The sequence below is a fragment of the Proteus sp. GOKU genome, assembly GCF_015475555.1.
Taxonomy (GTDB): Bacteria; Pseudomonadota; Gammaproteobacteria; order Enterobacterales; family Enterobacteriaceae; genus Proteus; species Proteus mirabilis_B.
This window is the reverse complement of sequence record NZ_CP034105.1, coordinates 1,802,264-1,820,509: the sequence shown is the minus strand read 5'-3', so window position 1 is coordinate 1,820,509 and position 18,246 is coordinate 1,802,264. Positions and strand designations below refer to the sequence as shown.

At 37.4% G+C, this 18,246-nt stretch carries 18 protein-coding genes and 1 pseudogene; 13 read left to right on the top strand and 6 right to left on the bottom strand.

Going from position 1 to position 18,246, the window contains the following annotated elements:
• Nucleotides 1-30 precede the first annotated feature (30 nt).
• The 7 genes from EHE21_RS08505 (at nt 31) to EHE21_RS08475 (ending at nt 7,187) form a co-directional block, all read left to right on the top strand.
• Nucleotides 31-1,608, top strand: a complete 1,578-nt coding sequence (locus EHE21_RS08505; RefSeq protein ID WP_194952403.1) for an anthranilate synthase component 1 — start codon at nt 31-33, stop codon at nt 1,606-1,608.
• A complete protein-coding gene (locus tag EHE21_RS08500; RefSeq protein ID WP_194952402.1) occupies nt 1,608-2,201 on the top strand; it encodes a glutamine amidotransferase-related protein in 594 nt (197 codons plus the stop codon). The genes EHE21_RS08505 and EHE21_RS08500 overlap by 1 nt, the downstream gene beginning before the upstream one ends.
• Nucleotide 2,202: 1 nt before the next feature.
• The gene (gene trpD, locus EHE21_RS08495) at nt 2,203-3,201 is read left to right on the top strand and encodes an anthranilate phosphoribosyltransferase (protein ID WP_088495706.1); all 999 of its coding nucleotides are present in this window, start codon (nt 2,203-2,205) and stop codon (nt 3,199-3,201) included.
• Between the two features lie 4 nt (nt 3,202-3,205).
• The gene (trpCF, locus tag EHE21_RS08490; RefSeq protein ID WP_194952401.1) at nt 3,206-4,561 is read left to right on the top strand and encodes a bifunctional indole-3-glycerol-phosphate synthase TrpC/phosphoribosylanthranilate isomerase TrpF; all 1,356 of its coding nucleotides are present in this window, start codon (nt 3,206-3,208) and stop codon (nt 4,559-4,561) included.
• Between the two features lie 39 nt (nt 4,562-4,600).
• Entirely contained in the window at nt 4,601-5,791 is a 1,191-nt protein-coding gene (gene trpB / locus EHE21_RS08485; RefSeq protein ID WP_036937130.1) for a tryptophan synthase subunit beta, read from the top strand.
• A complete protein-coding gene (trpA, locus tag EHE21_RS08480) occupies nt 5,791-6,597 on the top strand; it encodes a tryptophan synthase subunit alpha (RefSeq protein WP_194952400.1) in 807 nt (268 codons plus the stop codon). Before trpB ends, trpA begins: the two co-directional genes overlap by 1 nt.
• A gap of 275 nt (nt 6,598-6,872) precedes the next feature.
• Nucleotides 6,873-7,187, top strand: a complete 315-nt coding sequence (locus EHE21_RS08475; protein WP_088495709.1) for a BON domain-containing protein — start codon at nt 6,873-6,875, stop codon at nt 7,185-7,187.
• A 677-nt stretch (nt 7,188-7,864) separates the two neighbouring features.
• Here the strand turns inward: EHE21_RS08475 and ompW are convergent.
• Entirely contained in the window at nt 7,865-8,500 is a 636-nt protein-coding gene (ompW, locus tag EHE21_RS08470; RefSeq protein WP_194952399.1) for an outer membrane protein OmpW, read from the bottom strand.
• 433 nt (nt 8,501-8,933) lie between these two features.
• Here ompW and EHE21_RS08465 point away from each other — a divergent pair, with 433 nt between their 5' ends.
• Nucleotides 8,934-9,707, top strand: a complete 774-nt coding sequence (locus EHE21_RS08465) for a YciC family protein (RefSeq protein WP_194952398.1) — start codon at nt 8,934-8,936, stop codon at nt 9,705-9,707.
• A gap of 120 nt (nt 9,708-9,827) precedes the next feature.
• On the opposite strand, the gene EHE21_RS08460 is transcribed toward EHE21_RS08465, so the two are convergent.
• Nucleotides 9,828-11,648 (bottom strand): SulP family inorganic anion transporter, encoded by a 1,821-nt coding sequence (locus tag EHE21_RS08460; protein WP_228766752.1) that lies wholly within the window; start codon nt 11,646-11,648, stop codon nt 9,828-9,830.
• A gap of 310 nt (nt 11,649-11,958) precedes the next feature.
• On the opposite strand from EHE21_RS08460, the pseudogene EHE21_RS08455 reads away from it, so the two are divergent.
• Both EHE21_RS08455 and yciA read left to right on the top strand, forming a co-directional pair.
• Nucleotides 11,959-12,513 (top strand): annotated as a pseudogene (locus EHE21_RS08455) (septation protein A); the annotation flags it as partial.
• A gap of 570 nt (nt 12,514-13,083) precedes the next feature.
• Nucleotides 13,084-13,515, top strand: coding sequence for an acyl-CoA thioester hydrolase YciA (gene yciA, locus EHE21_RS08450; protein ID WP_006536988.1), 432 nt, complete (start codon nt 13,084-13,086; stop codon nt 13,513-13,515).
• Nucleotides 13,516-13,658: 143 nt separating this feature from the next.
• Here yciA and tonB read toward each other — a convergent pair whose 3' ends face one another.
• Nucleotides 13,659-14,372, bottom strand: a complete 714-nt coding sequence (gene tonB, locus EHE21_RS08445; RefSeq protein ID WP_088495714.1) for a TonB system transport protein TonB — start codon at nt 14,370-14,372, stop codon at nt 13,659-13,661.
• A 112-nt stretch (nt 14,373-14,484) separates the two neighbouring features.
• Nucleotides 14,485-14,667: a YciY family protein gene (locus EHE21_RS08440; protein ID WP_036913581.1), complete on the bottom strand. Its 183-nt coding sequence runs from the start codon at nt 14,665-14,667 to the stop codon at nt 14,485-14,487.
• A 305-nt stretch (nt 14,668-14,972) separates the two neighbouring features.
• Here EHE21_RS08440 and cls point away from each other — a divergent pair, with 305 nt between their 5' ends.
• From cls to EHE21_RS08425, 3 genes are all read left to right on the top strand, one after another.
• A complete protein-coding gene (cls, locus tag EHE21_RS08435) occupies nt 14,973-16,433 on the top strand; it encodes a cardiolipin synthase (RefSeq protein ID WP_088495715.1) in 1,461 nt (486 codons plus the stop codon).
• A gap of 109 nt (nt 16,434-16,542) precedes the next feature.
• Entirely contained in the window at nt 16,543-16,872 is a 330-nt protein-coding gene (locus EHE21_RS08430; RefSeq protein ID WP_370992865.1) for an HI1450 family dsDNA-mimic protein, read from the top strand.
• 62 nt (nt 16,873-16,934) lie between these two features.
• Complete coding sequence (locus EHE21_RS08425; protein WP_088495717.1) at nt 16,935-17,132, top strand: hypothetical protein; 198 nt, start codon at nt 16,935-16,937, stop codon at nt 17,130-17,132.
• A gap of 68 nt (nt 17,133-17,200) precedes the next feature.
• Here the strand turns inward: EHE21_RS08425 and EHE21_RS08420 are convergent, their stop codons facing one another.
• Both EHE21_RS08420 and EHE21_RS08415 read right to left on the bottom strand, forming a co-directional pair.
• Entirely contained in the window at nt 17,201-17,494 is a 294-nt protein-coding gene (locus EHE21_RS08420; protein WP_194952396.1) for a hypothetical protein, read from the bottom strand.
• A gap of 171 nt (nt 17,495-17,665) precedes the next feature.
• Nucleotides 17,666-18,121, bottom strand: a complete 456-nt coding sequence (locus tag EHE21_RS08415; protein WP_194952395.1) for a GNAT family N-acetyltransferase — start codon at nt 18,119-18,121, stop codon at nt 17,666-17,668.
• Nucleotides 18,122-18,246: the final 125 nt, after the last annotated feature.

The following is an 18,246-nucleotide window of genomic DNA, read 5'->3' as shown; positions in this document are numbered from 1 at the left end:
GTTAGTAAAAAATAATATAGAGCGATAATAATGAATACATCACTTGCATTCTCATTTAATACCAAGGCAACGCCACTGCCTTACCACAGCGAACCTGCTTTACTTTTCAATACATTATGTGAAAACAGACATCACACATTATTGTTAGAATCGGCACAAGTTGACACGAAAGCAAACTTAAAAAGTTTGTTAATTGTTGATAGCGCATTGCGTATCAGTGCAGTGAAAAATCAAGTCACTATTGATGCATTAAGCGTTAATGGACAAGCTTTATTACCTACATTAAAAATCGCACTAAAAGAAAAAGCGTTCTTAACACAAGAGAGCGATAAACAGTGTGTTTTTACTTTTTCAGCACCTGCACAGGATATTGATGAAGAAAGCAAATTAAAATCAGCCAGCGTATTTGATGCTTTACGCTTCTTTCTTGCTAATAAAGACACTAAAGATGCTAATGCTATTTTTGTTGGCGGTTTATTTGCTTACGATTTAGTCAGTGGATTTGAACCTATCCCTGAGTTAGACACGGTTTTTTCATGCCCTGACTACTGTTTTTACTTGGCAGAACAATTAATCGTGATCGACCATCAGAATAAAGATAGTCAGTTAATTTCCATTGCGTTTACTGACGATAAAACTGAGTGTCAGCGCCTCACTTCGCGACAAACCGAATTAATCTCGCTGGCAAAACAACCATTAAAACACCCTATTCGCCGCGCTTTAACAGCTACAGAATCAACAATACAGGGCAATATGGATGATAAAGGTTATGGCGATATCGTTGAGGCAATGAAAACCTATATTCGTCGTGGTGATATTTTCCAAGTTGTTCCATCACGTCGCTTTCAAGTTGCTTGCCCTTCGCCACTTGCTGCTTATCAAGTGTTGAAAGAGAAAAATCCAAGCCCTTATTTGTTCTATATGCAAGATGCCTTATTCACAGTATTTGGTGCATCACCAGAAAGCGCATTGAAATATCAAACAAGCGATCGACAAATTGAAATCTACCCAATTGCAGGAACTCGCCCAAGAGGACGTAATGCAGATGGTTCGATTAATGCAGATTTAGACAGTCGAATTGAACTTGAAATGCGCACTGATACGAAAGAGCTTTCTGAACATTTAATGCTAGTCGATTTAGCGCGTAATGATTTGGCACGTATTTGCCAAGCAGGCAGCCGTTATGTCGCGGAATTAACAAAAGTTGACCGTTACGCTTTTGTAATGCACTTAGTTTCAAGAGTCGTAGGCAAACTACGTGATGACTTAGATATTTTCCATGCTTATCAAGCCTGTATGAATATGGGGACGCTATCGGGCGCGCCTAAAGTCAGTGCAATGCAATTAATTGCTCGTTATGAAAAAACAAAACGTGGCAGTTACGGTGGTGCTATCGGTTATTTTACTGGCACTGGCGATTTTGATACTTGCATAGTTATTCGCTCTGCTTATGTTGAAAATAATATTGCCACTATTCAAGTCGGTGCAGGGATTGTGCTTGATTCAGATCCTCAAATGGAAGCAGAAGAAACACGCAATAAATCCCAAGCAGTAATCAACGCTATTTTACAAGCTCATACAGATACACAATTGCAGGAGGCTTGCTAATGGCGACTATCTTACTGCTCGATAACATCGACTCATTTACTTATAACCTTGTCGATCAATTACGTAGCCTTGGCAATAACGTTGTGATTTATCGCAATAGCGTCACTGCCGATTTTATTGAACAAAAACTACACGAACTCGATAACCCGATTTTACTGTTATCTCCGGGACCTGGAGCACCTTCACAAGCAGGTTGTATGCCTGAACTGTTAAAACGTGTATTAGGCACATTACCTGTGATTGGTATTTGCTTAGGTCATCAAGCCATTATTGAGGCTTACGGTGGCAAAGTTTCTTCATGTGGAGAGATTTTACACGGCAAAGCAACATTAGCTGAGCACGATAACAGCGAAATGTTTGTGAATTTACCTAACCCTTTACCCGTTGCTCGTTATCATTCGCTTTCAGGAGAACAAGTTCCAGAACAACTCATTATTAATGCTTGGTGCGATAACACTGTTATGGCGGTGCGTCACCGTCAACATAAAACTTGTGGTTTTCAGTTTCACCCAGAATCAATTTTAACCACAAAAGGCGCACAACTTTTAGAACAAACAATCGCATGGGCATTAACTCCTAAAGGAGACGCATAAAATGGAAACTATCTTCAATAAATTATTTAGCGCACAACAGTTAACATTAGAAGAAAGCCAAACACTGTTTAGCGCCATTATTCGCGGTGAATTAACGGAATCACAATTAGCGGCCGTTTTGATCAGCATGAAAATGCGCGGTGAACATCCTCAAGAAATTGCTGGCGCAGCGCGCGCATTACTTGAAAATGCACAACCCTTTCCTCGCCCTGATTACACTTTTTGCGATATTGTCGGCACAGGGGGAGATGGTGCCAACAGCATTAATATTTCAACAGCAAGCGCATTTGTTGCAGCTGAAGTCGGTATCAAAGTGGCGAAACACGGTAATCGTAGCGTATCTAGTCGCTCTGGATCTTCCGACTTATTGGCGGCATTTGGTATCCCTTTAGACAGAAGTGCTGATGATGCGCGCCAATTACTGGATGAAGTGGGTTTATGCTTTTTATTTGCACCTCAATATCACAGTGGTTTTCGTTTTGCCGCCCCTGTTCGCCAACAACTGAAAACACGCACATTATTTAATGTATTAGGCCCTTTAATTAACCCTGCTCGCCCGCCATTAGCGTTAATTGGTGTATATAGTCCAGAGTTATTGATGCCTATTGCAGATACATTAAAAGTATTAGGTTATGAGCGTGCTGCCGTTGTCCACAGTGGCGGAATGGACGAAGTTTCACTACATGCGCCCACTCAAGTGGCTGAATTACGTAATGGTGAAATTACACGTTATGAACTCACACCAAGTGATTTTGGTCTTCGCCCTTGTGCCATTACTGATCTAGAAGGTGGTACGCCTGAAGTAAACCGTCAATTATTGGCAGACTTACTACAAGGTGAAGGAAAAAGAGCACATACCGAATCTGTCGCCGCTAATGTCGCTTTATTAATGCGTTTACATGGGCAAGAAGATTTAAAAATGAATACTGAAGTTGCTATGCACGCCATTTATAGCGGTAAAGCAATAAATCGTGTAACTGCATTAGCAGCAAGAGGATAAGAGCATGACTGTATTAAACGCCATTGTAAAAGATAAAGCTGAATATCTGATTGCACGTAAAGCAAGCCAGCCCCTATCAGAATTTGTGCATCAAATAGCACCATCAACACGATCGTTTTATCAGGCATTAACTCAGCCTAATACTGTTTTTATTTTAGAGTGTAAAAAAGCATCCCCCTCAAAAGGTTTAATTCGTGCTGATTTTGATCCTGCGACGATCGCAAAAATTTATCAGCCTTATGCAGCTGCCATTTCAGTATTAACTGATGAAAAATATTTCCAAGGGAGCTTTGATTATTTACGTCAAGTCAGCCAAGCGGTTCATCAACCCGTTTTGTGTAAAGACTTTATTATTGATGAATACCAAATCTATTTAGCGCGTTTTTATCAAGCAGATGCCATTTTATTAATGCTTTCTGTCTTAGATGATGAGCAATATCGTGCGCTATCAGCCGTTGCTCATCAATTAAATATGGGTGTATTAACCGAAGTAAGCACAGAAGAAGAGCGTCAGCGTGCCATCAATCTTAATGCCAAAGTCATCGGTATTAACAATCGTGATTTGCGTGATCTCTCTATCGATTTAACTCGTACCCAGCAGTTAAGCCAAAGATTGCCCAAAGATGCAATCGTGATCAGTGAGTCAGGTATTCATACCCACCAGCAAGTGCAAGAGCTAAGCCAATATGCTAATGGTTTTCTGGTAGGCAGTGCTTTAATGTCACAAGACAATATCGACCAAGCAGTGAGAGCACTAGTTTTGGGAAAGCATAAAGTGTGCGGGTTAACTCGTACACAAGATGTAAAAGCGGTTTATCAAGCAGGTGCTTATTATGCAGGGTTGATTTTTGCAGAAAAATCTCCGCGCAAGGTGACGTTGTCACAAGCACAAGAGTTAATAGCACAAGCTCCCTTAGCGTTTGTGGGCGTGTTTCAAAATCAGCCTATTGAGCTTATTTGTGACTATGCCGAAAAACTTAATTTATCTGCCATTCAATTACATGGACAAGAAGATGCGCAATTTATTGAGCAACTTCACCAGAAAATCCAACCTAATTGTGAAATCTGGCAAGCAATAAATATGGCAAACCACACAGATATTCACCCCGTTGCACTCGTTAATAAATATGTACTTGATAACGGAACGGGTGGCACAGGAACAACATTTAATTGGCAAAAAATTCCTAATACATTACGTGAAAAAGCATTACTTGCAGGTGGTCTTAACAGTGAAAACTGTTTAGATGCGGTTAAAACAGGCTGTATCGGGCTTGATTTTAACTCCGGAGTAGAATCGGCTCCTGGCATAAAAGATACGCAACGTCTGAACCAAGTATTTGCACAATTACAGCTAAACTAAATTTCACAAAGATATAATTTTAAACAGGATGACATCACAATGAGAAAACTTAACCCCTACTTTGGCGAATTTGGTGGCCAATATGTACCTGAAATCTTAATTCCTGCATTGGATCAACTCGAACAAGCTTTTATTGATGCGCAAAACGATCCGTCATTTCAGCAAGAATTCCAAGATTTATTAAAAAACTATGCGGGCAGACCAACGGCATTAACGCTTTGCCGTAATTTAACAGAAGGTACTCGAACTCGTTTATATCTAAAACGTGAAGATTTACTGCATGGTGGTGCACATAAAACTAACCAAGTATTAGGTCAAGCCTTGCTAGCAAAACGGATGGGTAAAACTGAAATCATTGCAGAAACGGGTGCAGGTCAACACGGTGTTGCAACGGCTTTAGCCTGCGCACTGCTTAATATGAAATGCCGTATCTATATGGGTGCAAAAGACGTCGAACGTCAATCACCTAACGTATTTCGTATGCGCTTAATGGGTGCAGAGGTTATTCCTGTTCATAGTGGTTCATCTACCTTAAAAGATGCCTGTAATGAGGCATTACGTGACTGGTCTGGTTGTTACGACCGCGCGCACTACTTGTTAGGAACAGCGGCTGGCCCTCATCCTTATCCAACAATTGTCCGTGAATTTCAACGTATGATTGGTGATGAAGCCAAAGCACAAATTCTAGAGCGTGAAGGTCGTCTACCTGATGCTGCTATCGCTTGTATTGGCGGTGGCTCTAATGCTATCGGTTTATTTGCTTCCTTTATTCCAGAAACTTCAGTGCAATTGATTGGTGTTGAACCTGCGGGTAAAGGTATTGAAACCGGTGAACATGGTGCCCCACTGAAACATGGTAAATTAGGGATCTATTTTGGTATGAAATCCCCAATTATGCAGACAGATGAAGGACAAATTGAAGAGTCATATTCAATTTCAGCAGGTCTTGATTTCCCATCTGTCGGACCTCAGCACGCACATTTAAATAGTATTGGTCGTGCGGATTATGTTTCTGTTACCGATGATGAAGCCATTGAAGCATTTAAAGCACTTTCTCGCCGTGAAGGGATTATTCCGGCTTTAGAATCTTCTCATGCATTGGCTTATGCACTGAAATTAATTGCACAAAATCCTGACAAAGAACAGTTATTAATCGTGAACTTATCCGGTCGTGGTGATAAAGATATTTTTACTGTAAACGATATTTTAGCAGCAAGAGGAGAAATCTAATGAGCCGTTATCAAGTATGCTTTGAAGCATTAGCACAAAAACAGCAAGGCGCATTCGTTCCTTTTGTCACATTAGGTGATCCTTCTCCTGAGCTGTCATTACAAATAATTGATGCGTTAATTGAAGGTGGCGCAGATGCATTAGAGATTGGTATTCCATTTTCCGATCCACTTGCTGATGGTCCTACCATTCAAGGTGCTAATTTACGAGCACTGAATGTAGGTGTAACCCCTACTGATTGCTTTGCACTTTTAGCAAGTGTGCGTAAAAAACATCCTAATATTCCTATTGGTCTATTAGTTTATGCCAACCTCGTTTTTAGTAATGGCATTGATAATTTTTATGGTAAATGCGAACAAGCTGGTGTGGATTCCGTCTTAATTGGTGATGTACCTCTGCGTGAATCAAAAGAGTTCCGTGAAGCAGCGCAACGCGCCAATATCAGCCCTATTTTTATTTGCCCACCTAATGCTGACGATGAACTTTTACAAGAATTAGCGGCATCAGGTAAAGGTTATACCTATTTATTATCAAGAGCGGGTGTAACGGGTACAGATAAACGTGCAGAACAATCACTGACACATCTTACTGACAAACTAAAAACCTATAATGCTCCTCCGGCATTACAAGGGTTTGGAATTTCAGAGCCTAAACAAGTGAAAGAAGCGATTGCAAATGGCGCGGCTGGCGCAATTTCAGGCTCAGCGGTTGTTCAAATTATTGAGAAGAACCTACACCAGCCAGATATCATGCTTAAAGCGCTCACTCAATTTGTTAAAGAAATGAAAGCGGCAACCACTGCCTAACCTTCCTATTTGATCCGCTTTAGAAGGATAGCTTGCTATTTTTCTAAGCGGATTACTCTGAAATCCACACTAATTAACTCACGCTTTTTATTACCTATTTTACTGCTTAACCCGCATAAAATGGTGCAATGTTCCCTATTCACTTATTTAAAGAGACTTGAACTGTACTGATAAAAATTTGGCAAAGTTTTGTTTTTTGCACATACTTTATAAAGCGCTTTATATTTTTCTTTCAAAAATTCTCAATCAATAATGTGATTAAAAGGAGTTTGATGATGAAACTATGGGCAAAAATATCCGCTGTTATGGCAGCGTTACTTATGGCGTTTACCTTATCTGCATGTTCACCTACTGCAACATCAGAAGGTACAGGGGGTTATTTTGATGACTCCGTGATCACCACCAAAGTTAAGACCGCACTAATAGGTGAAAAAAATCTTAATTCAACACAAATTAGCGTCGAGACATTTAAGGGCAAAGTTCAACTAAGTGGTTTTGTCTCTTCTCAAGCGGATGCTAATCGAGCCATTGAAGCAACACGCAAAGTTACTGGTGTAAAAGGCGTTATCAACTCAATGGTTATTCGCTGATCTCCTCTTTATTCTAGTCTTCCTTTAGCCTTACTTTTTAGACCACCATTTCGGTGGTCTTTTTTTTGCCAAGTATTTCACTCTTGGCATTCTCTTTTATCATAAAGAAGATCAATTTTTATAAAAAACGCCAATAGATTAAAAAAAGGTTATTTTTTCCTAGCCTTAATAATCGTTCATAAAAAGAGTAATACAAAAGAATAATTAATCATTTACTGATTGAAATTTAATCTTCATGTTTTTATAAATATGCCCTATCTTAAACCCTTTTTATTCTTCTTTTATTTCTTTCTATCTCTTGATAGATAAAGCACTTTTACTAAAATCAAATTAAAGACGCATTTTAAATACACCTATTTAATACTCTCCTTTCTTTATTAAAAGCTCGTTAGTTTTTAATAAAGAAAAATACTCTTTCTTATCTTATTAAGATGGTGTAAATAAAAGATATATATAAAATACACCTTTCTTATTATTTTAATATTAAATGTTTTATTTAAAATGCATCTTTTTCTATTTATCTCTATTTTTAATTACCCATAAATAGTGTATTAAACAATAAACTAGAGACTGTATATAATCTAAAAATGAAAGGTTTTATTTAAATTTAAAAAACAAAAAAAAGCGAAGATAACCTTCGCTTTTCATTATGAGATATTCTTTTAAAGAAAGAATAATTAGAAACGGTAACCCACACCAAACATAAATACAAATGGGTCTAGGCGTGTATCAATTGATTTTTTCTCACCAGCAGCTCTGAATTCAACATCAGTTTCGATATTCATCCACCAAACAGACGCATTCAGCATCCAGTTTTTATCAAGGTTATAATCTAAACCTGCTTGTGCTGCAAAGCCCCATGAACTCTTAAGGTTCAAGTCAGATAGCTGAGCACTCTTACCTGTTGAGTTAAATTTCTCATCAAAGAAAGTGGTAAAGTTAAGACCTGCACCTAAATAAGGACGCAGTTTATCTTCTGCACTACCGAAGTAGTATTGTGCCATTAATGTTGGTGGTAAATGTTTAACAGTTGCAATTTCACCTACTGGGCCCAAAGAAACTTTATGTTCAAAAGGAGTAGCTGCTAATAATTCAACACCAATATTATCAGTTACCATATACCCAAAGGTTAAACCTAATTGAGTATTATTGTTTGTATTAAAACTACCTAAACCTAATACATTATCAGAACCTGTATTAGGACGAACAGTTGCAGTACCCGCACGGAATAAAAAATCACCCGCTTGGTGAGCGAAAGAAATAGAAGGCGCAAGAGTTGCAGCCGCTAAAATAAGCGCAGAAAGTTTTTTCATTATTTAACCCATTCCTGTAATAAGTAAAATCTCCGCTAAAAATATAACCATTTATCAATAATTATGATCTAATACCGATCACAACTTTGGAATTATTTTTGCAGAAAGTGTTATTTCTCTTTTTATTATTTATCAATGCGATTATTTATAATTGATCCACATCAAATTACTCATTAATACAATTTTTTCTTATAATTAAATTTATTCTTAGTAATATTTTTTGAATAAAAAACATCCTAAAAAGATATATTTAAAAATAAAGTTATTTTTATGTTAAAATGATGTTTGTTTTATTTTAAATGCTGAGGGATATTTTGATTATTACCGTCAAGAAAAAACTAAATAAGAGAAGTAAGAGAAAATATCCCTTTTTGCTGTTGTAGAAGGTACAATAGCGCGCATTGACACAGTCTATTTTTATAGGAGCAGTTTCATGCCTACCACGGCACGCACAATCTACCGAGACAGTCTGAATTTTTATAAGAATGAACGACGTAGCATTGTTACTCTTTCCGCTATCCTTGCTGTTGTTTTAGCGATAGTTCATGTCTTAATTGGCCCTAATCCTCAAGAATACCAATTGATGATTGAATTTGTGGCTAATTTTAAAAATACACAGCTTTCTTCTACTTCTCCTGCTGAATTAGAAGCAATGTCAAACAGTGTCGTGGGTATCGCCAAAAAAGTGTTATCACTGTATGCATTTGAAACACTACAGCAAAGCATCTTGGTGCTAACCTTATTGATGTTCGCTATGGCAATCTCTGCAGGTCACAATGTCACCCTAGGTCAAACATTTAACGCCTGTTTACCTCGCTTACCAAAAATGTTTTTACTGATTGTTCTGTGCTCTATTTTAATTAGCGCAGGTTTTATGGTGATGATTATTCCTGGCATCATTTTGCTAATCGGTTTTGCATTAGCGCCCGTTGTCTTAGTGCGCCAACAAAATATGGGAAGTGCAATACGTTTAGGTTGGAAGATTGGGTTTAGTGAGTCTGGCTCCCTTATTCCTGCTTTAGGTATTTGGATCTTATTGCAGTTTGGTATTGGCTTTGTGAGTAATCTTACAATTCAACTACCTGATCTTGTCCATAACTTCTTATTCTATTTTCTGAAAAATATGGCTTCAGCTTGGCTGATTATCTACCTATTTCGTTTGTTTATGTTGGTTGAAAACAAATACACAACACAACAAACACGCTAGTTTATTCAACACATAGCGACCTACAAAATTGACCAATAAAAAATCCCGTGTATAAGCTAACGACTTATCACGGGATTTTGCTTTTTATTCATCATTACTCGTAAAACTTAACCAAAATACTTAAGGTGTTGATGGATGGCTCTCTATTGGTACGTCTAATATCGCGTCTTCGTTATTCTCGGTTTTTTGGCTTTCAGCTTCTTGCTTTAGTGCCTCTTTTCGTGCTTCTTTCTGTTTTTCTTTGATTTGCTGTCGGCTTTGATACAGTCGGATCACAAAATAGAGATCAGGGGCGATAATTAAGTCATCTTCATTTAGTGAAATTCTGTTACGTTCAATCCAGCGATTTAATTCTGTTCTGCGCCCTGCTAAAACCAATTTCACGCCTTTTATTCGCAGTTCCCGTATTAATTCATCAATAGCAGCAAACACGCTGACATCGTCATAGGTAAAGCTTACAGCTGCATCCACAGCTAACCATGCTGGTCGTTGAGGCGCACTATCAACAAGTTGAAGTACCCGCTTTTTAAAATAACCCACATTAAAATAAGTTAGCGGTGAATTAAAACGATACATCATTAAACCATCGATAGGCTCAATACCATTATCCTTATTCATTGAATGAACCATGCCCTGTTCATCAACACCCAATAGTTGATCACTTGGTCGAAAAACAATGCGCAAGAATTGTAATAAACCTAATAAAACTGCAAAACCAATACCGTTAATCAGCCCTGCTAATAACACGGCTAATAAGGTGAATGATGCCAATGTAAATGCTTGTTTATTACGCTTACGATAGGACCAAATATGACGAATGCTCAGCAATGACCATGAAGAAACGATCAATACAATTCCTAGTGAAGATAATGGAATATAGGCAAGAAAATCGGTCATAAATAACAGAACGAGTAAAATAACCAGAGCTGCAATAATAGAAACTAATTGTGTTTTACCACCAACAGAATCATTGACTGCGGTACGACTACTTGCTGCACTTACAGCAAATCCTTGAGAAAGCGCTGCCGCAATATTAGCAATACCTAATGCTTTTAATTCTTGGTCTGCATCGACATCATAACCATTTTTGCTGGCAAAACTGCGGGCGGTCATCATAAAACTCACGAAGCTAATAACTGCCAAGTTTATAGATGGAACTAATAATTCTCTCAAGACACCCGGATGAAATCCTGTCATGGATACAACAGGTAAAAACAAATCAACATTTCCTGCATCTTTATCTACGATAGCAATACCAAAGCTTGCTAAATCAAATTGCCAGCTAAGATAAGTCATCACAACCATGGCGATTAATGGTGCTGGCCATCGGCTACGAAAATAACGAATACCCAATAATAAGGCGAGTGTTATCCCTGACATCAATACAGTAGGTAGATGTGCATCCATTAATCGAAACGGGACTTCAATTAATTTTTCAATTAAATGATCTGGAGAAGTGTCAAAACCAAAAACTTTACTAATTTGTCCCACCATAATGGTGATCGCAACACCATTTAATAGCCCTTGAAGGATCGGACGAGACAGAAAATCAGTAAAAGCCCCCAGCCGAAAGTGGCTGGCTAAAATACACCAAAAACCTGTCATTGCCGTCATGATAATTGCAAGTTGCCATCGTGTATTTTCATCCCCCGCAGATAATGGAATAACCACCGCAGCAATAACGGCGCACGTTGCAGCATCAGGCCCCGTAATTAATTGGCGAGAAGTACCAAATAATGCATAAATGATCATGGGGAAAATACAGGCATATAATCCAACAATCGGGTTAATCCCTAACAATTCGGTATAAGCAATTGCGACCGGCAATGCAACGGCAGCAACAGAAAGCCCTGCTTTTAAGTCATAGCCAAAATAATCACGCTTATAATTAAACAATAAGCCTAATCCTGGCATCCATTTTATTATTCTTTTTCCGTTCATTGATTTCCTCTTATCAGAAATACTTTTTTATTTATGCATTCATCAAAAAAGTGGCGGGAGATAATGATGAGTTAATGAATCATATACTAGTGCAATATTTAAATCCTCTTTCATAACTCAAGCTTGCGTTTTAATTTTACATAAATGCAATTACGTTGATTTTTCATTGAGTTATTTCAGATAAAAATAACGTTTTTTGTATAAATTAACACTATGTCGTTAAAGATATGCAATTGTTTACCCATTTTCTGTCGCTTTGCATTAGAATAGCCAAGTTTATGAATTTAATTACCATAGGTTCCTATCTGTTATGAAAAATGGCTGGCTTAAGCAATTACTTGATTTTGCTCCACTATTAGTGTTTTTTATCTTCTATAAATGGCAAGATATTTTCTATGCTTCAGGTGCATTAATTATCGCGACGTGGATCTCAGTCGGCTTGACATGGCTTATTTTCCATAAAGTTGAGAAAGCGCCGCTCATTACCGCCATTGTGGTCACTATTTTTGGCTCATTAACTATTTTCTTCCATTCTGCCGATTTTATTAAATGGAAAGTGACGGCTATTTATGCCATTTTTGCCATCGTTTTAATTGGAATGCAGTTATTTACGCCAAAAACGCTAATGGAAAGAATGTTAGGCAAAGAGCTTGCAATGCCACCTGCAAATTGGAAGAAACTCAATATTGCATGGGTGATTTTCTTTTTTGCTTGTGCTCTTGGTAATATTTATGTGGCATTTTCTTTGGCGGAGGAGACTTGGGTTAATTTTAAAGTCTTTGGCTTAACTATTTTGACCTTTGTCTTTACTATCGCCAGTGTGGTTTATATCTGGAATAACCGTTTACCAGAAGAACAATCTGAAGACGAAGCCACAGAAAATAGTGAACACGAATTATCAGATGACATGACAAAACAAGCATCTAAACCGACATCACACGATGCTCATTCAAAATCTGAATAATCATTTTTATTTTATTGAGAGATGTGTGCTCTAAATAACTCAAGCGCAACTATTAGAGTATAGCTAGTAGATACTCTTATTTGAGTATGGCTAGTAGATATTCTTATTTGAGTATAGCCAGTAGATACTCTTACTTGAGTATAGCCAGTAGATACTCTTGTTTGAGTATGGCCAGTAGATACTCTTGTTTGAGTATGGCCAGTAGATACTCTTGTTTGAGTATAGCCAGTAGATACTCTTGTTTGAGTATGGCTAGTAGATACTCTTATTTGAGTATAGCCAGTAGATACTCTTGTTTGAGTATGGCTAGTAGGTACTCTAAATAATTTAAGCTGTAGCTAGGCGGCAAGCGAATGAGTCGCTAGGAGCATACATAAGTATGTGACTGGTGCGAATGAGTGCAGTCAACAACGCTACAGCTTAAAGTATGACGAGTAAGTTTCAACATTATTTACAGATACTTTATATCCCATGACTGAACAACAATCTTTGCCTAATGGTGAGCTCGTTTTACGTACCCTTGCCATGCCTGCTGATACTAACGCCAATGGTGATATTTTCGGTGGCTGGTTAATGTCCCAAATGGACATCGGTGGTGCAATTTTAGCGAAAGAAATTGCTTTAGGTCGTGTCGTTACTGTAAGCGTAACGGGCATTACCTTTCTTAAACCTGTTGCTGTTGGCGATGTCGTTTGTTGCTATGCGCGTTGCTTAAAAACAGGTAACTCTTCAATTACTGTGAATATTGAAGTCTGGGTTAAGAAAGTCGCCACAGAGCCTGTTGGTCAACGTTATCGTGCAACAGAGGCAGTATTTACCTACGTTGCCGTTGATGAGAACAATTCTGCGCGTCGCTTACCTGAAGGTAAAGCACATTTCACGCTAACAAGTACAATGGAATAAAACACCATTACGGCAATTCGATTACGACGAATAGCGTAAAAGCATTAAAAATTGAAACTAAAAAAGGCACTTATAAAAGTGCCTTTTATTTATCTGGTATCAAATAGTGATATTATTTTATTTAACTGCCTAATTGATAAAAATTAGCTTGCTGAGATCCCTGTCATTTTGAATTCAATCAGAACCACTTTTCCTTTATAAGGAATTTTTTCATAACGCCATTGGCGCATTGCTCTTTTTACTTCGCGCTCAAACACGTTTTTGGGATCAGCAGAAATAATTTCTACATTATCAACTCTTCCATCAGCATCAACATCAAAACGAACTTTAATTGAACCTTCCATTCCCACAGCTCGTGCTCGTGATGGATATTCAGGTAAACCTTGGCGTACTACATTCGGTACTTTACCTTCACCACTACTTGCCACTGCAACCGGTTTTTCATCGCCTTTATCACTTGGCTTTGCCGTCGGGTTAAGATTTTTGAGATCATTACCTTTATTAACAACTAAAGGTTGTGGTCGCTCAACAGGCGGTTTCGGTTTGTCCACAGGTTTTGGCTTAGGTTTCGGTTTTGGTTCTGGTTTTTTCTCTATTGGTTTTTCAATAATAGGTTTTACATCAGGAATAGGTTCTGGCTCAGGCTCTGGCTCAACAACCGGCTCAGGTTCTGGAGGAGTAACTTCTTCAACCACAGGTTCTGGTTCGCCAGCAGGCTCATCTGCTGCAAATGCCAACATCTGTATAGAGATAGGCTCAGGTGTAACTGGCTTATCTTCTACAACATATAACATCGCAGCCGCAACAAGTGAGGCATGTAGACAAAGTGATATGAGTACCCAAAGCTTCCAACGCATAACTGATCTTATTTCACCTAAAGAAAAAATATGCCCCTAGTTTAAATGCAAATAGCAATCATATTCAATAACGTTTAGTAAAATGATTGATACTAGCCGCTAAAAAGTGAAATTATGAGTTCCATTCTATGTGTTGTACAAATAAAAGTGCTCTATGTTTTCTAGAAGTATCAAGTTTACGCAGTTTATAAATTCGGAAATTACGACGAGATTGTCCTTCTAACCATCGACGTCGTTTACGTATAGCTTGTCTCATCATACGCCAACGAGCTACTTCAGTCCTACTGTGTCTCATGCTATCAGCACCTATTTTTTCGAATAAGTGGACTATTATAAGACGTTCATTTTGTGATCCAAGAGGTGATTTATGATTTGCTTGAATTTCATCCATTATTTGAGCATTTCTCACAAAGAAAAAATGAATAAAGAGTTGTATCTTATTGCTTATTTAATGCTTATCTTTTAAGAAAGAGATTTGACAGAGATAATAATCCTGATTTAATAACAACATTCGGCAAATAACAAAAATAATGAACTATTTTTAGTAAATTGCCTTTAGCTTATCCATGCAATTCATTTTCAACGGAAAATAGCTCTACTATGACAACATTTTATACTGTATTAAGTTGGCTAACCTTTTTCTTCTATTGGCTATTAATTGCGGGGGTCACATTTCGTGTCCTGATGCACCGACGACCTGTTACATCAACAATGACATGGCTATTGATCATCTACATCCTACCATTAGTCGGAGTTATTGCGTATTTTGCTTTTGGTGAATTACACCTAGGAAAGCGACGTGTTGAACATGCGAAGCAGATGTGGCCTTCTGTTGTTGCGTGGCTTGAAGACTTGAGAAAATGTAAGCATATCTTTGCGACAAGCACGAGCGATGTTGCAACGCCTCTTTTCCAATTAACGGCTAAACGTCAAGGTATTAAAGGTGTTAAAGGTAACAAGATTGAACTTTTAACCACCTGTGAAGATTCGCTCAATTCAATTACACGCGATATTAATAATGCCCGTGACAATATTGAAATGGTTTTCTATATTTGGCAATCAGGTGGTTTAGTCGATGAAGTAACCGACGCCTTAATTAGAGCTGCTAAACGTGGTGTAAAATGCCGAGTCATGGTTGACTCTGCGGGTAGTTGGAATTTCTTCCGTACTAACGGCCCAGATGTAATGAGAGCCGCCGGTATTGAATTTGTTGAATCACTGCATGTTAATTTATTCCGTTTCTTCTTACGTCGCATGGATTTGCGCCAACATCGAAAAATCGTATTAATTGATAATTATATTTCCTACACAGGAAGTATGAATATGGTTGATCCTCGTTATTTCAAACAAGATTCCGGTGTAGGTCAATGGATTGATATTATGGTCAGAATGGAAGGCCCTGTCTCGACCACATTAGGTATGATTTATGCCTTTGACTGGGAAATGGAAACCGGTGAACGCCATTTACCACCTCCTCCTGATGATAATATTATGCCTTGTGAACAAGAAAGCGGTCATACAACACAAGTCATCGCCTCAGGACCAGGTTTTCCTGATGAGCTAATTCAACAATCACTTATTACAGCCATTTACTCTGCAAGAAAAGAATTAGTACTGACAACACCTTATTTTGTACCTAGCGATGATCTTGCCCATGCAATCTCAACCGCTGCAATGCGAGGTGTTAATGTGAGTATTATCGTTCCTCGTAGCAATGATTCATTCCTTGTACGTTGGGCAAGCCGAGCATTTTTTACAGAAATGCTTGAGGCAGGTGTAAAAGTCTTTCAGTTTGAAGATGGTTTATTACATACCAAAAGCGTGATGGTTGATGGGCAGCTCAGCATGGTAGGTTCAGTTAACCTTGATATGCGTAGCTTATGGTTAAACTTTGAAATTACTGTTGTCATTGATGATGAAGGCTTTGGTAGTGATTTAAGCATTGTCCAATACGATTATATTGCCCGTTCGACAGAATTAACTATGGATGAATGGGAAAAACGACCATTTTTAAATCGTGTATTAGAGCGTATCTGTTATTTCTTTAGTCCTCTGCTATAACAGAAATGTTATAATCAAAAGACTACTAAAAACTAGCAACAGATAACCGTGCTAAATTAGTAAAAATGCGATACAAATAACGTGATAATTATTGGAACAATAGACAGGCATTACCATGAATGAACCGACCTTAATCAGTGAAGACGATGCTTTAGAACAAGCTTATGATCTATTTTTAGCCCAAGCAGCGGACAATTTGGATGTTGCAGACCAATTATTGTTTAACCTGCAATTTGAAGAAAGAGGCGCAGCTGAAGTGGTTCCATTAGGTAATGATTGGCAATTTATTGTTGGTCTGCCTGTCACATCTGCCCGTTTTAGCGAAGTGATTATTGGCCTCGCTCCAGACGATGAATCCGATATAGATGATATTTTTGGTCGAGTCCTAATTAGTCGAGATCCGTTACAACCTATGTTCCATATTATTTGGAAATCATAATCACTTTTATCTTCACCTGCTTATATTTTAGCGGGTGATTTTTTATTTCAGAGAGAAATAAAATGAGTGAAAGTAACTTTATCATTGATGCTATCTTTACCTTAGCTTTCTTTGGTGCATTTTACTGGTATATCTGCGTAGCTATTATTATCGTAATGCTTTACGCCACAATAAAAACACAAAAAACGTTATTTCGTATCTTATTTATACTTATTGCTTTAATTTTTTCTTATTTACCCTTTATGCAATATCTTTGGTAAAAATTCAGCCTAAAAAATTAAAAGCGCTCCATCAGCGCTTTTCTCTGCTTTATCTTTGGTATGCTAATTTACTCAAAGCATTTAGATGAATGAGCAATAGTTAAAAACATTGTGCCTTCTCTTGTAAGCGTACTATCTTGTTTTATTGGTGGCGATTTAACCATTCTATCTATTTCAGTTGAAGAAAATTTATCACTTGCTTCATTATAAAAACACAAACATTGATCTTTGCTCACATTACTATAGACATTTAATGTATCCATACAATATTCAATAACTTTATTTTCTTGTGATTCAGAACATGCAGGCAGTAAAGATAACGATAAAAATAAAGATAAAATAACAATCAAGGTTTTTTTCATAATCATGCCACTATTGTGTTAAATTTATTTAATTATGAAAAAATTATTTCATTAAAGCAGGGAAATTATTACGATATAAATCAAATTTAAGTGGATATTTATTATTTATATAAGATAAATAGAGAGTTTTTTTACTTTTCTCCCTATTTTGTATCTTTAATATTTCTTTATTTAGTATTTATACTTATTTTTATTTAATTTTAAATGTAACAATGGAAAAGGATTGCCTTGCCCATCTAATTCAGAACGTCCTATTTGCTCAAACCCAATATAAAAATAAAAACCAATTGCTTGAGGGTTCTGTTCATTTACATCTAATTCATCAACATGCAGTGTATTTATCGCGAAAGTTGTCAGCAATTTACCGCAACCATGTCCTCTAGAATTCGCATCAACAAATAGCATTTCTAACTTATTTTCTGCTGTGCCTAAGATCCCATGAATAACATTATTATTATCTATCGCAATATAGGTATTAAGCATAGGAAAATACTGTTCTAAAATATCTTTTTTAAGCGATAAAATAATGTCTTCAGATAGGAATGTATGCGTAGCTCTAACGGATGATTCCCAAACTGCAATCATTTCATCATAGTGTGAAGGCTCTGCTTTTATTACAGTTAACATACTTACCTCTCTATAAAATACGGCATCTTAAAGATCCTTTATTAACAGTCAAGCCACTCGAATAAAAAACACACATATTGTGTATATTGAATAAATTTTTGATAAGACAAAATCCAAAATATAGC